This is a genomic window from Acinetobacter zhairuonensis (assembly GCF_022601715.1).
Taxonomy (GTDB): Bacteria; Pseudomonadota; Gammaproteobacteria; order Pseudomonadales; family Moraxellaceae; genus Acinetobacter.
Map to the genome: position 1 here is coordinate 43,877 of NZ_JAKVIM010000001.1, position 13,567 is coordinate 57,443.

Sequence of the window (13,567 nt, forward strand, 5' to 3'; positions counted from 1 at the left end):
GACGTTTAAATCATGCAAAAAATAAGGATACGCAATTGGGTACGTATATTCTAAAAAGGCTGTTCCTGATTATTCCGACCTTATTTTTTATTCTTTGTATTAACTTTGCTGTGATTCAGATTGCCCCAAGTGGACCTGTTGAGCGTGCGATTCAACAAGCCGAGTCATTCCAGCGCTTACAAGCCGTTAAAGCCGGTGTAGCTCCTGACAGTAGCAATTATCAAGGTGCAAAGGGACTCAGTGAGGAAATGATTCAGCAAATTGAAGCGCAGTATGGTTTTGATCAACCTGCTTATATGCGTTTTGGTCTGATGCTGAAAAACTATCTGAGTTTCAATTTTGGCATTAGTTTTTTCAAAGATAAGCCTGTGACTCAATTAATTTGGGAAAAAATGCCCGTCTCAATTTCCTTGGGACTTTGGAGCAGTTTACTGATTTATTTTATTGCCATTCCATTGGGGATTCGCAAGGCGAAACAACATGGCATGTTGTTTGATAAAACCACCTCACTGATCTTAGCGATGGGTTATGCGGTGCCTGCCTTTGTTTTTGCCATTTTGCTGATTGTCTTCTTTGCTGGTGGCAGCTATTTTCAGTGGTTCCCACTACAGGGTTTGGTCTCGGATAATTTCCAGCAACTCAGTCTGCTGGCTAAAGTTCATGATTATTTTTGGCACTTAACTTTGCCGATATTGGCAATGGTGTTGGGTGGATTTGCGAGTTTGGCTTATTTAACCAAATATTCATTTTTGGAAGAACTGAATAAACCCTACGTTTGGGCTGCACGTGCCAAAGGGTTGAGTGAGTCCCGCGTCCAGTATGGGCATGTATTTCGGAATGCCATATTGGTGATTATGGCGGGTTTGCCTGAAGCCTTATTGGGTATTTTCTTTGTCGGTAATTTATTTATTGAGATTGTCTTTAATCTGGATGGTTTGGGCTTATTGGGCTTCGAGGCGATTATTCAGCGCGATTATCCTGTCATCTTCGGCACTTTGTTTATCTTTACCTTATTGGGTTTAATCCTACGTTTAATCTGTGATGTGCTGTATCAATGTGTTGATCCGAGGATTGATTTTGAATCACGAGGGAAACACTAATGTCTCCGATGATTCAAGCACGTCTACAGCGGTTTCGACAAAACCGTTTGGGATATTTTTGCTTTATTTTATTTAGCTTGATTTTCGTGTTGTCTTTGGGTGCGAATCTGATTGCCAATGAAAAGCCGTTGCTGGTGAAATATCAACACTCTTTTTATTTTCCTGTTTTTAAAGCCTACCCTGAAACCACCTTTGGTGGCGTGTTTGAATCAGAAGCGGACTATAGAGATCCAGTGGTCCAGCAATTGATTGCCGATCAGGGCTGGGCGATTTGGCCTGTGGTTCGTTACGCGGCACAAACCCCTAATTTGGATTTAGCCGTTCCAGTTCCATCTGCACCGACATTACAAAATTGGCTGGGTACAGATGATCAGGGACGAGATGTATTTGCCAGAATTCTATACGCCTTACGTGTTTCGCTGCTGTTTGGTTTTGCTCTAACCTTGTTTTCAGCAGTGATCGGAATCTTTGTTGGGGCATTACAGGGCTACTATGGCGGTTGGATCGATTTGATCGGACAACGGATATTGGAAGTCTGGGGTGGTTTGCCGATGCTGTTTATGGTGATGATTCTGGTCAGTATCTTTACTCCAAGCGTGTACTGGCTATTTGTCATCATGCTATTTTTCGGCTGGACGACTTTAGTCAATTTAGTGCGAGCAGAATTTTTGCGTGCCCGTAATTTGGATTATGTTCGAGCCGCACGTGCATTGGGGGTGTCCGATGCGCGGATTATTGTGCGACATATCTTGCCGAATGTGATCAGTTCCAGTTTATCTCAGTTACCGTTTATGTTGACTGCGAATATTACTGCTTTAGCAGCGTTGGATTTTCTAGGTTTGGGTTTACCTGCTGATACCGCATCGTTAGGTGAAATTTTGCTACAAGGTAAAAATAACTTAGATGCACCGTGGTTGGCTTTAGCAGGCTTCTTTACTTTGGCAATTGTATTGTCACTGTTAATTTATATTGGGGAGGCGGCACGAGATGCATCCGATCCACGACATTAATTGCTTGCCGTCCGTGATTTTAGAGGTCAAGCAACTTCAGATACAGCATGAACAGCATATTTTGCTAGAGAACTTATCCTTTCAACTGCATCAGGGGCAAACACTGGCTTTGGTAGGGGAAAGTGGATCGAGTAAATCCATCAGTTGTCTGGCTTTGTTAGGCTTATTACCACAGAGTCTGAGCAGATCTGGTTCTGTAATCTATGCTGATGTGGACTTATTTACTTGTAGGTCACAGCATTTACAAGCAATTCGTGGTCATAAAATCGCTATGATTTTCCAAGACCCAATGACCGCGCTGAATCCTTTACATCAGGTCGATAAAATCGTTGGAGAGGTCTTAAGTTTGCAAGGCTTATCCAAACAGCAGGTATGCCAAAAGGTCGTGCAATTATTGAAGGATGTGGGCTTACAGCATCCTGAACACTTACTAAAACGCTATCCGCACCAACTTTCAGGTGGTCAGCGACAACGGGTGATGATTGCCGCGGCTTTAGCACTAGACCCTGAGATTTTGATCGCAGATGAACCGACCACAGCTTTAGATGTGACCCTGCAACTACAGATTCTGGATTTATTAAAAAATTTGCAACAGCAACGCAAGATGTCACTGATTTTGATTAGTCATGATTTGAATTTGGTCCGCCACTATGCGGATGATGTCATTGTGATGAATCAGGGTAGAGTAGAGCAACAAGGAGCAACTGAGCAGGTCTTTCAACATCCTGCAACTCCCTATACCCGTGAATTGATGAATCATGATTTTGGTCAAGCCTTAGCACCAGTCATGAGCACGACAGTCCTGCAATTAGAACAGTTGTTGGTGCAGTATCCAATCAAGCAAGGTTGGTTGAATCGTGTCACTGGACAGCACACTGCCGTTGAAATTGACAGTTTGCAAGTACACCAAGGTGAGTGCTGGGGGATTGTAGGTGAAAGCGGTTCAGGTAAAAGTTCAATGGCTTTGGCAATTGCGCGTCTGATTCAGAGCCAAGGGAAGATCCTGTTTCAGCAGCGGGATTTAAATACCTTAAATCAAAAACAATTACGTCCATTCCGCACGGACTTTCAGATGGTCTTTCAGGACCCATTTAGCAGTTTAAATCCACGTTTAACTGTGGAGCAGCTTATTGCTGAAGGTCTAACTGTCAAGCAGCAACCTGAGCATGAGATTGCTGCGCAAGTCAGTCAGGCTTTAGTCGATGTAGAATTAGACGACAGCTTCAAGCTGCGTTATCCGCATGAGTTGTCTGGTGGGCAACGGCAACGGGTCGCTTTGGCGCGTGCCTTGATATTACAGCCACAATTGATGATTCTAGATGAACCGACTTCATCTTTAGACCGTAGTACGCAGCGGGCAATTGTGCAGCTCTTACGCCGTTTACAGCAGCAGTATCAATTGAGTTATGTGTTGATTAGCCATGATTTGCATGTGGTGCGTGCTATCGCACAAAACATCTTGGTTCTTCGTGAAGCGCAAGTGGTCGAGATGCAGGCAACGGAGGCACTGTTTGCTCATCCGCAAAGTCCATATACTCAGCAACTGATTCAGGCGAGCCAGTACAGTTAAATTGATAAAGTTGACAAAATAAATTGTCAAATATGACTTGACCTCTCAGATAAAGTATTTAGAGTAAAATCACTAAATAAAAGAATGAGGAATATCAGATGAGTCGCATTGCCGAGCCTTTACAGATTCGAAATACAACATTCAAAAACCGTATGATCAAAGGGGCAATGAGTGAGGCACTCGCTAATCAAGTAGGGCAGCCTAATCGGCTACATTTGGGTTTATATGAGGCTTGGGCAAAAGGTGGCTTGGGTTGTGCCATTACAGGCAATGTCATGGTGGATGCACGTGCCAAAAATGAACCGGGTGTGGTGGTGCTTGAATCTGAGCGTGATCTTGCGGAGCTGCGTCAATGGGCGAAACTGGGTCAACAATATGGCATGGTGCAGTTGGTGCAATTGTCGCATCCAGGACGACAATGTACCAAAGGCATCAATCGTGAAACTGTAGCACCTTCTGCTGTTCCATTTAGTCCAATGTTGGCAACGACTTTTGGCACACCGAGAGAATTAAGAGAAGACGAAATTTTAGAGATTATTCAGCGTTTCGCTCGTGCGGCACAGATTTGTGAAAAAGCTGGTTTTGAAGGCGTACAACTGCATGGGGCGCATGGTTATCTCATTAGTCAGTTTCTCTCACCGTTGACCAACAAGCGTCAAGATCAGTGGGGAGGCAGTATAGAGAATCGTATGCGCTTTCTGATGGAAATCTATCAAGCCGTGCGTGCAGCAACCTCAGATGATTTCATCATTTCAGTCAAACTCAATTCGGCTGATTTTCAGCGCGGTGGTATCACTGAGGAAGATGTGATTACCGTATTTAAAGCGATAGATGCTGCAGGGATTGATTTGATCGAGATTTCTGGCGGTACCTATGAAGCACCCGCAATGGCGGGAGCCAAAGAAGACAAGCGGAAAGCCAGCACCATTGCCCGTGAAGCCTATTTCCTCGATTTTGCTGAAAAGATCCGACAGCAAGTGAGTTGCCATCTAATGGTGACAGGAGGCTTTCGTACAGCTCAAGGCATGAATGCTGCGCTGGAAAGCGGGGCTTGTGACTTTATTGGTATTGCGCGTCCATTTGCAGTCGAAACCGATTTAGCAGATCGTGTGTTGGTTGGACAAGATGTCCGTTATGCCGTTGATAAGATTAAAACAGGTATTCCAATGGTCGATAAAATGGCGATTATGGAAATTATTTGGTATGCCGCTCAATTTAAGTCGATTGCTCACGGTAAACGCCCAAATCCAAAGCTTTCACCACTGAAAGTATTTTGCAGTTATGTGACGGGTAATTTAAAAGCCGTAATCCAAGGGCAAATTAACTCGCGTAAGAGTGCATAATTTTTGGTATTTGATTGATCTTTTGCGTGCAGCTGTTTATCTGCCAGTTCTACGGGATAAGCGTCTGCACACATGAAATCGTTTGCAAAGCCTATAGAAAATAAAAAAGCCTGAGTCATTATGCTCAGGCTTTTTTATGAGATGAAACATCTCGGAATATGGCGTCCCTACGGGGATTCGAACCCCGGTTACCGCCGTGAAAGGGCGATGTCCTAGGCCTCTAGACGATAGGGACTTAATGAGGCAGGTACTTCTGAAAACTAAACCATCAATTAAATGGCGTCCCTACGGGGATTCGAACCCCGGTTACCGCCGTGAAAGGGCGATGTCCTAGGCCTCTAGACGATAGGGACGTTTCAGAGGTGGGCGTATATTAGGGCGAATAACGGGGAGTGTCAAACATTTTTCTGCAATAAAATTGAAAAATACGCGTATATGTTTAAAATTAAAACAAATTGTGGGGGTCTGATTAAACAATACGCATTTTTGTCGAAAAACGCAGAAAGTACTCATGATTTAGAGTTCAGCGTGTGCAGGGATGATATAGGTTTTTAAAAAACCTAAAAGAAAAGAGCGACTCGGGTCGCTCTTTTTCATGTGCTTATGCTTGAGGTGTTTTATGGTGATAAAACACGTAATAGCTGAGATAGCACAGTGCAATAAAGATTAAACAGCCAATAAAGCCCGCCCACATTTCAGGATCTGCTGCCATACTAATACAGGTGATAAAACAGAAGACAAAACCTAAAATAGGCACAATCGGGAACAGTGGTGCTGCAAAGCCCAACTCTTTCGCGGTACGACCTTGTTTATACCATTGGCGGCGGAAATTGAATTGGCTTAAGCAAATGCTCATCCACACCACGACCATGGTGAATGCTGCAACCCCTAAGAGGTTTTTGAAGATGGTTTCAGGTGCAAATTGCTCCGACAGTAAACCAGGAATCGCACCAAACATGGTGACAATAATGGCAACCGTTGGAATACCTTTGTGATTCACCTTTGAGAATACTGCAGGCAATTGCTTCTTGTCAGACAAAGCCCACATCATACGTGAAGCAGCATATAAACCTGAGTTTGCAGCTGACAGCAATGCAGTAATAATCACAAAGCGAATAATGTCTTCCGCATGTGGAATACCAATATAGGTAAATACCGTCACGAATGGACTGCTACTGACGCCGCTACCACCCAAGCCTGCCATTTGATGTGGCAGTAGGGCACTAATCACCACAATGGTACCCACAAAGAAAATCAATAAGCGCCAAATGGCAGCATTGATCGCTTTAGGGACATTTTTTGCAGGATCTTCGGTTTCACCCGCAGCCACACCGATTAACTCTGTACCCGAGAAGGCAAAGTTAACAATTAACATGGTGGCAAAGATTGGGAATAAGCCTTGCGGGAACCAGCCCTCTGCGGTGAGGTTGCTAAACAATGGTGCCGAGCTATAGCCTTGGAATGACAACACACCAAAGATAGCCAAGAGACCTAAAATAATGAAACTGATAACGGTCACGACTTTAACCAGAGACAACCAGAACTCTGATTCTGCAAAAAGTCGGGTTGAACTCATGTTTAGGCCAAAAATAATGGCTGCAAAGATCAGCGTCCAAATCCAGACGGAAATATGTGGGAACCATTCCTGCATCAGCAGGGCAGCTGCGGTGAATTCAGTTCCGAGGGTTGCTGTCCATGTGAGCCAATATAGCCATGTAATGGTATAGCCTGTCCCTGGACCTATGTATTTTTGTGCATATGCGCCGAAAGAACCTGATACAGGCATGTGTACCGCCAGTTCTCCCAGACATAACATCACCATATAGGCAATTAAACCACCTAAGATATAAGCGATGATGGCACCTACAGGCCCCGTTTGTGCAATGACTTCACCCGACCCTAAAAATAGACCTGTCCCGATTGCACCACCAAGTGAAATCATGACCAGATGTCGAGTACTCATAGCGCGTTTTAAAGGCGCAGAATTGCCCTGATGCATAGCATCATTCGGAGATTGAGATGACTGCATAAGAGAGAGAGAAAATAGAATAATGAAGCGCGCTATTGTAGTGCAAAACTACAAATCTGCAATGTAATAATAATGAATTATGCGTTTTGAATGATCGTATGAAACGAGATATGGCGTCCCTACGGGGATTCGAACCCCGGTTACCGCCGTGAAAGGGCGATGTCCTAGGCCTCTAGACGATAGGGACGTTGCGAGGTGATGCGTATATTATGTATTTTTTTCTTTACTGTCAAATATGTTATTACATTATTTCTAAAAAATGAGTCTGTTTGTGTAAAAAATGTCTTACTTATTGAGTTAAGCGCAATTTTTTACGGTTTAAGCCTACTTAATATGCTTTTGCATGGTCTTGGTTGGATTAAAGTTTGAATCAAATTTATATATATATCGCGTCGAAAATAGAGTCAAGCAAGACGTTTCTTGATTCATTTTTAGAATGCTCATCCAGGTTGGTTTAGATTTTTTTATTGATAACAGAGGAGATTGAAAATTAGCTGTTCAAATGGTTTGGAAGGATTTTACCATTGAGAAAATGAGTCATTAGAGATCATGGAATCATGCAATTTATTAGAGTAATAAACTGCGGGCATCAATCAATCAATTGAACGGACGACCTGACTTAATGGTCTGGTGTCTGATGCGGATTGTGTACCGGCTCGGACGGAGTCATTTGAGTGGTAGAAGATGCTTTTGGATCATCTTTCGATGCAATATACAAATAAATCGCTGATGGAGAAAGAATCAGTAAAACCAGTAAAATTTTCTTCAACATAGGTCAATCAGAATTGAAAAATAAAGACGTCAGTATAACCAATTCTAGGTCGTAGAATGAAGGTTGAATGTTTAGATATGCGTTTTTGCGAAAGCAAATAGATGGCGTCCCTACGGGGATTCGAACCCCGGTTACCGCCGTGAAAGGGCGATGTCCTAGGCCTCTAGACGATAGGGACGTTTAGAAGATGGCGGTATCTTATTGATCCGCCACCAAAGTGTCAAGTATATGAGGAGAGAGTTTGTTCAAAATATAGCAAAACAGTTCTGCAGTCTTTCGTGTGTCATACAAAGCTGAGTGTGCTTCTTTGCCATCAAACTCAATGCCCGCTTGAATACAGGATTTGGCAAGTACGGTTTGACCAAAAGTAATTGCACTTAAGGTCACGGTGTCAAATACCGAGAAACTGTGAAACGGATTTTGATTTTTGGTGCCTGTACGTGCAATAGCAGCTTGCACAAAACCCAAATCAAAATGAGCATTGTGACCGACTAAAATGGCATGGGTGCAATTTTGTTGGCGACGAACTTCATTCACCGCTTTGAAAATCCGCTTTAATGCTGATTTTTCATCTTCAGCCATCGCGACTCGCATGGGATTAAAGGGATCAATCCCAATAAAGTCCAGTGAGCGACGATCTAGATTTGCGCCTTCAAACGGGTTGATGTGTGCGTGGTGGGCTTCACCAGGTACAAACTTGCCATCTGCATCGTAAATAATTGGAATCGCTGCTATTTCTAACAGCGCGTCACTTTGGGAATTAAAACCTGCGGTTTCGACATCGACCACCACAGGTAAAAATCCACGGAAACGCTGACCAATTACTGGTAGAGTTTCATTTGTCACACTTTTCTCCATTGGATGGTTTTACCTGCATAAAGCGGGATAATCTTGTCACCATCTAAATAATCAAAACTTTCAGGAATCACTTGATCTTCTTTCACAAGTGTAATGGTTTCTGTATTACGTGGAAGACCATAGAAGTCTGCACCAAAGTGGCTAGCGAAGCCTTCAAGTCGTTCTAGCTTATTCACTTGGTCAAAGGCTTGAGCATAAAGTTCAATTGCCGTTGGCGCACTATAGCAGCCCGCACAACCACAAGCATTTTCTTTGGCATTTTTCGAGTGCGGAGCACTGTCAGTCCCTAAGAAGAATTTAGGATTGCCACTGGTTGCCACTTCCAACAGTGTTTGCTGGTGCGTCTGGCGTTTTAAAATTGGCAAGCAATAGAAATGCGGTTTAATCCCACCAACCAACATGTCATTGCGATTAAATAATAAATGTTGCGGGGTGATGGTCGCAGCAACATTACGGTCTTGTTCTAACACAAAATGCGCAGCTTCACTGGTGGTGATGTGTTCAAGTACCAATTTTAATTTCGGGAATTGCTTTAATAGTGGCGCTAACACTTCATCTAAGAAGCGCTTTTCACGGTCAAAAATATCGACATGATTATGTGTGACTTCACCATGTAATAGCAGTGGCACTTGATGTTCTTCAAGTTGCTCAATCACCGCATAGACTTTGCGAATATCACTTACGCCATTGTCCGAGTTAGTGGTTGCACCAGCAGGATAAAGTTTGATGGCATTCACGAACTCGGAATCTTTGATTTTTTTGACTTCACTCGCTGGAGTACTATCTGTGAAATACAGCACCATACGTGGGTCAAACGGATTGCCTTCTGGCACATGCGCCATAATGCGTTCACGATAAGCAAGTGCTTCGTCCACAGTTTTCACGGGTGGAACAAGATTAGGCATACAAATCGCACGCTTAAACTGGTTTGCTAAATCGGGAACGGTACGTTTCAGTGCAAGGCCGTCACGTAAGTGGGCATGCCAATCGTCTGGCTGCAAAAGAGTAATCGTATTCAAGGCGATTTCGGACTAAAAAATAAATCAGATGATAATCTATATCAGTCTGCAATGCTAAGTCGAATTACAGATAAATGGCTTAATTCTGGTAAATATAGAAGGCATTTTTATTGTTTTTCTGTGAGGAGAGAATTGACTCAGTTGGTAAATCTTGGGATTTAGCTGGTTTCGAACAGGGATTAAAGTAATATAAAACTGAAGAAAATAAAAGAAAAAACCGCCAACTTGGGGCGGTCTTTTCTTTAGGTATTCAGTAGTTGAAAACCTTAGTTTTTGTCTTTCAATTGTGGCACTGCAGAACCAGCACCAATCGACAATAAACCTGAGTTTGTATAGATACCAAGTTTCGCACGTGTATCAGTAATGTCTAGGTTACGCATGGTTAACTGACCAATACGATCCATTGGCGTAAACATTGAATCACCTTTCTCCATGGTTAAACGCTCAGCTTCATAAGTGAGGTTCGGAGATTCAGTATTCATGATGGTGTAGTCATTACCACGACGTAATTCTAAAGTCACAGTACCAGTAATCGCTTTAGCAACCCAACGTTGAGCAGTTTCACGCAACATGAGTGCTTGTGAATCGAACCAACGACCTTGGTATAACAAACGACCTAAACGTAAACCGTTGATACGGTATTGTTCAATTGTGTCTTCGTTATGAATACCAGTCACTAAACGCTCGTAAGCAATATGAAGTAACGCCATACCTGGTGCTTCATAAATACCACGAGATTTCGCTTCGATAATACGGTTTTCGATTTGGTCAGACATACCTAGACCATGACGACCACCAATACGGTTCGCTTCAAGAATAAAGTCGACTGGATTTTCAAAACGTTGACCGTTCAGCGCTACAGGGAAGCCTTCTTCAAAAGTAATCGATACTTCTTCAGCATCAATTTTTACGTCATCTTTCCAGAATGCCACGCCCATGATTGGGTCTACGATTTTGATGCCAGCATTAAGGTATTCAAGATCTTTTGCTTCGTGAGTCGCACCCAACATGTTTGAGTCAGTTGAGTAAGCTTTCTCTTTCGACATTTTGTAGTCAAAACCATTGTCGATGAGGAACTGTGACATTTCTGCACGGCCACCTAATTCATCAATAAAGGTTTGGTCTAACCAAGGTTTGTAAATTTTAAGCGCTGGGTTGGTCAACAAACCATAACGGTAGAAACGTTCAATGTCATTACCTTTGTACGTTGAACCATCACCCCAGATGTTCACGTCGTCTTCTTTCATTGCAGTTACAAGCATAGTACCTGTTACTGCACGACCAAGAGGAGTCGTGTTGAAATATGGCATACCGCCAGTGCTAATATGGAAAGCACCACACTGAATTGCTGCAATACCTTCAAGCGCAAGTTGCATACGGCAGTCAACCAAACGTGCTTTTACCGCACCGTAAGCTTCAGCTTTTTTAGGAATGGCATCGTAGTCATCTTCATCAGGCTGACCTAAGTTTGCCGTATATGCATAAGGCTCTGCGCCTTTTTGTTTCATCCACAATAAAGCAGCTGAAGTATCTAGACCACCAGAGAAGGCAATACCAACTTTTTTGCCAACTGGGACATTCTGCAAGATAGTTGCATTATCAGTCATTGTTAATCCTAACGATATAAATATAGGCACCGAGAATGGGTGGCCTGAAAGAATATATATTTTTGCGATTGTAGCACTTTTCCAGACGCTTGTTTTCGCAAAACAAAGTCAAAATAAAAAAAACAGTAAATTTTCTAAGGGATATACGAGGATTTAAGTGATTAGAGGCAATATTTTGCTGCATGTTGAGTATTGGTAATTCACATTAAAATCAGACAAGTGCTCGGATGCCTGTATAAATGTACAACAAATGAATCCATTCGACTAAAGTTGAATAAATGACCAGTTGGGTTGGATATATTTAAAAAAAATAAATAAAAACAGGGACGTTAAGTGGATTGTGTATTTTCTCTAAAAACAGAGGTTTTTATAAATTGATCAAATATATTGGTCTGACCAATATATTTATTATGCTTTTTTATTGACCTGTTTTGGGTTTAAAATTACTATAATGGTGCACACTGTGATTATTTTTTTACGCTTTTGGTTTATTGGTCTGACCAATATGGTATTTTTACCTCAGGATGATCTGACCAACTCAAGGTTCTAGCAAGCATTTCAAGGAGACGACAATGCTTCAACATTGGCAGCAAGTTTACGATCCTATTGGCAATATCTGGCTTTCCAGTTTAATTGCACTTATTCCAATTGTTTTTTTCTTTTTAGCGTTGGCTGTATTTCGCCTGAAGGGTAGCGTCGCTGGGACAATTACCGTTGTTTTAGCGCTGTTGGTTTCTTTATTTGCCTATCAAATGCCGACTATGATGGCATTTGCTTCTTTGGTTTATGGCTTCTTTTACGGCTTATGGCCAATCGCTTGGATTATTATCGGGGCAGTTTTCCTATATAAAATTTCGGTGAAAACGGGTCAATTTGACATTATCCGTTCTTCTATTTTGTCGATTACTGAAGATCAGCGTTTACAAATGCTGTTGGTGGGCTTTGCCTTTGGTACCTTCCTTGAAGGTGCGGCAGGTTTTGGTGCGCCCGTAGCGATTACGGCTGCTTTATTGGTTGGACTTGGATTTAAACCGTTATATGCAGCGGGCTTATGCTTAATTGTGAATACTGCACCTGTTGCATTTGGCGCTATGGGGATTCCAATTATTGTAGCGGGTCAGGTGTCTGGGGTAGACACGCACGAGATCAGCCAGATGGTCGGTCGCCAATTGCCATTTATGGTGCCAATTGTGTTGTTCTGGATTATGGCCATTATGGATGGCTGGCGCGGTGTGAAGGAAACTTGGCCTGCGGTATTGGTCGGTGGCGGTTCATTCGCACTGGCGCAATTCCTCACTTCTAACTATGTAGGTCCAGAATTACCCGACATTACTGCGGCAATTGCTTCTTTGGTGAGCTTGACTATTTTATTGAAATACTGGAAACCGAAACATATTTTCCGTTTCAAAGCTGAAGATATGCATATCGATGCGAATAGCTTAAATGCAGACCAACAGAAGACATATTCAATTGGTCAAATTGCCAAGGCATGGTCTCCATTCATGATCTTAACCGTGATGGTGACGATCTGGAGTATCAAACCATTTAAAGATTTGTTCGCCAAAGATGGTGCATTGCATGATCTTGTGATTTCAATCAAAGTGCCGTTCTTGCATCAAGTGGTTCAAAAAATGCCACCTGTCGTGCCTGAAATTAAAGACTATGACGCTATCTTTAAGTTTGACTGGCTGTCTGCGACAGGGACTGCAATCATGATTGCAGCAATCATCACCATCATTTATTTAAAAATGAAGCCACGCGAAGCAGTAGTGACCTTTGGTGAAACCATCAATGAATTAAAAACCCCAATTTATTCAATTGGTATGGTGTTGGCATTTGCCTTTATCGCCAACTATTCTGGCATGTCTGCAACTTTGGCATTGGCTTTGGCACATACAGGTCATGCATTTACCTTCTTCTCACCATTCTTGGGCTGGATCGGGGTGTTCTTGACCGGTTCAGATACTTCTGCAAATGCCTTGTTCAGTGCGCTACAAGCAACGACTGCACAACAAATTGGTGTGCCAGAAGTGTTATTGGTGGCTGCCAATACCAGTGGTGGTGTAACTGGTAAAATGATTTCCCCTCAATCTATTGCAATTGCCTGTGCGGCAGTGGGCTTGGTGGGTAAAGAATCCGATTTGTTCCGTTTTACAGTGAAACACAGTATCACTTTTACAGTAATGATCGGTATTATTATTACCTTACAAGCATATGTGTTCCCATGGATGATTCCATAACACCCGTAGATTGAAGGAC

At 42.7% G+C, this 13,567-nt stretch carries 10 protein-coding genes and 4 tRNA genes; 5 read left to right on the forward strand and 9 right to left on the reverse strand.

Translation table 11 applies throughout. The features are described 5' to 3' along the window. Positions 1–35: 35 nt before the first annotated feature. The 4 genes from MKI85_RS00220 to MKI85_RS00235 all read left to right on the forward strand — a co-directional run bounded on the left by MKI85_RS00220 (position 36) and on the right by MKI85_RS00235 (position 5,023). Positions 36–1,100: a microcin C ABC transporter permease YejB gene (locus MKI85_RS00220; RefSeq protein ID WP_241623865.1), complete on the forward strand. Its 1,065-nt coding sequence runs from the start codon at positions 36–38 to the stop codon at positions 1,098–1,100. Next, complete coding sequence (locus tag MKI85_RS00225; RefSeq protein WP_241623866.1) at positions 1,100–2,110, forward strand: ABC transporter permease; 1,011 nt, start codon at positions 1,100–1,102, stop codon at positions 2,108–2,110. The genes MKI85_RS00220 and MKI85_RS00225 overlap by 1 nt, the downstream gene beginning before the upstream one ends. Continuing rightward, on the forward strand, positions 2,088–3,680 hold the full coding sequence (locus tag MKI85_RS00230) for a dipeptide ABC transporter ATP-binding protein (RefSeq protein ID WP_241623868.1): 1,593 nt from the start codon (positions 2,088–2,090) through the stop codon (positions 3,678–3,680). The genes MKI85_RS00225 and MKI85_RS00230 overlap by 23 nt, the downstream gene beginning before the upstream one ends. Before the next feature lie 98 nt (positions 3,681–3,778). Further along, positions 3,779–5,023 (forward strand): NADH:flavin oxidoreductase/NADH oxidase family protein, encoded by a 1,245-nt coding sequence (locus MKI85_RS00235; RefSeq protein WP_241623870.1) that lies wholly within the window; start codon positions 3,779–3,781, stop codon positions 5,021–5,023. A gap of 159 nt (positions 5,024–5,182) precedes the next feature. Here the strand turns inward: MKI85_RS00235 and MKI85_RS00240 are convergent. The 9 genes from MKI85_RS00240 to argG all read right to left on the reverse strand — a co-directional run bounded on the left by MKI85_RS00240 (position 5,183) and on the right by argG (position 11,308). Further along, a tRNA-Glu gene (locus MKI85_RS00240) sits at positions 5,183–5,258 on the reverse strand. A gap of 42 nt (positions 5,259–5,300) precedes the next feature. Beyond that, positions 5,301–5,376 (reverse strand) — tRNA-Glu (locus tag MKI85_RS00245). 248 nt (positions 5,377–5,624) lie between these two features. Further along, positions 5,625–7,052 carry an amino acid permease gene (locus MKI85_RS00250; RefSeq protein ID WP_241623872.1) on the reverse strand — a complete coding sequence of 476 codons (1,428 nt, stop codon included), beginning with the start codon at positions 7,050–7,052 and terminating at the stop codon, positions 5,625–5,627. A gap of 111 nt (positions 7,053–7,163) precedes the next feature. Beyond that, positions 7,164–7,239: transfer RNA gene (locus tag MKI85_RS00255), tRNA-Glu, on the reverse strand. Between the two features lie 432 nt (positions 7,240–7,671). After that, positions 7,672–7,824 carry a hypothetical protein gene (locus MKI85_RS00260; protein ID WP_241623874.1) on the reverse strand — a complete coding sequence of 51 codons (153 nt, stop codon included), beginning with the start codon at positions 7,822–7,824 and terminating at the stop codon, positions 7,672–7,674. 102 nt (positions 7,825–7,926) lie between these two features. Beyond that, positions 7,927–8,002 (reverse strand) — tRNA-Glu (locus tag MKI85_RS00265). Between the two features lie 20 nt (positions 8,003–8,022). Then, positions 8,023–8,682: a ribonuclease T gene (gene rnt / locus MKI85_RS00270; RefSeq protein WP_241623876.1), complete on the reverse strand. Its 660-nt coding sequence runs from the start codon at positions 8,680–8,682 to the stop codon at positions 8,023–8,025. Continuing rightward, positions 8,667–9,701, reverse strand: a complete 1,035-nt coding sequence (gene pyrC / locus MKI85_RS00275) for a dihydroorotase (RefSeq protein WP_241623878.1) — start codon at positions 9,699–9,701, stop codon at positions 8,667–8,669. The genes rnt and pyrC overlap by 16 nt, the downstream gene beginning before the upstream one ends. A 266-nt stretch (positions 9,702–9,967) precedes the next feature. Continuing rightward, positions 9,968–11,308: an argininosuccinate synthase gene (gene argG / locus MKI85_RS00280; protein WP_241623880.1), complete on the reverse strand. Its 1,341-nt coding sequence runs from the start codon at positions 11,306–11,308 to the stop codon at positions 9,968–9,970. 572 nt (positions 11,309–11,880) lie between these two features. Between argG and lldP the strand changes: the two genes are divergently transcribed. Beyond that, positions 11,881–13,548, forward strand: a complete 1,668-nt coding sequence (lldP, locus tag MKI85_RS00285; RefSeq protein ID WP_241623882.1) for an L-lactate permease — start codon at positions 11,881–11,883, stop codon at positions 13,546–13,548. Positions 13,549–13,567: the final 19 nt, after the last annotated feature.

Excerpts from the sequence above, each read along its gene's own strand:
- MKI85_RS00225 (WP_241623866.1), top strand. The coding sequence starts at position 1,100 with ATGTCTCCGATGATTCAAGCACGTCTACAGCGGTTTCGACAAAACCGT.
- MKI85_RS00230 (WP_241623868.1), top strand. The coding sequence starts at position 2,088 with ATGCATCCGATCCACGACATTAATTGCTTGCCGTCCGTGATTTTAGAG.
- MKI85_RS00235 (WP_241623870.1), top strand. The coding sequence starts at position 3,779 with ATGAGTCGCATTGCCGAGCCTTTACAGATTCGAAATACAACATTCAAA.
- MKI85_RS00250 (WP_241623872.1), bottom strand. The coding sequence starts at position 7,052 with ATGCAGTCATCTCAATCTCCGAATGATGCTATGCATCAGGGCAATTCT.
- MKI85_RS00260 (WP_241623874.1), bottom strand. The coding sequence starts at position 7,824 with ATGTTGAAGAAAATTTTACTGGTTTTACTGATTCTTTCTCCATCAGCG.
- rnt (WP_241623876.1), bottom strand. The coding sequence starts at position 8,682 with ATGGAGAAAAGTGTGACAAATGAAACTCTACCAGTAATTGGTCAGCGT.
- argG (WP_241623880.1), bottom strand. The coding sequence starts at position 11,308 with ATGACTGATAATGCAACTATCTTGCAGAATGTCCCAGTTGGCAAAAAA.
- lldP (WP_241623882.1), top strand. The coding sequence starts at position 11,881 with ATGCTTCAACATTGGCAGCAAGTTTACGATCCTATTGGCAATATCTGG.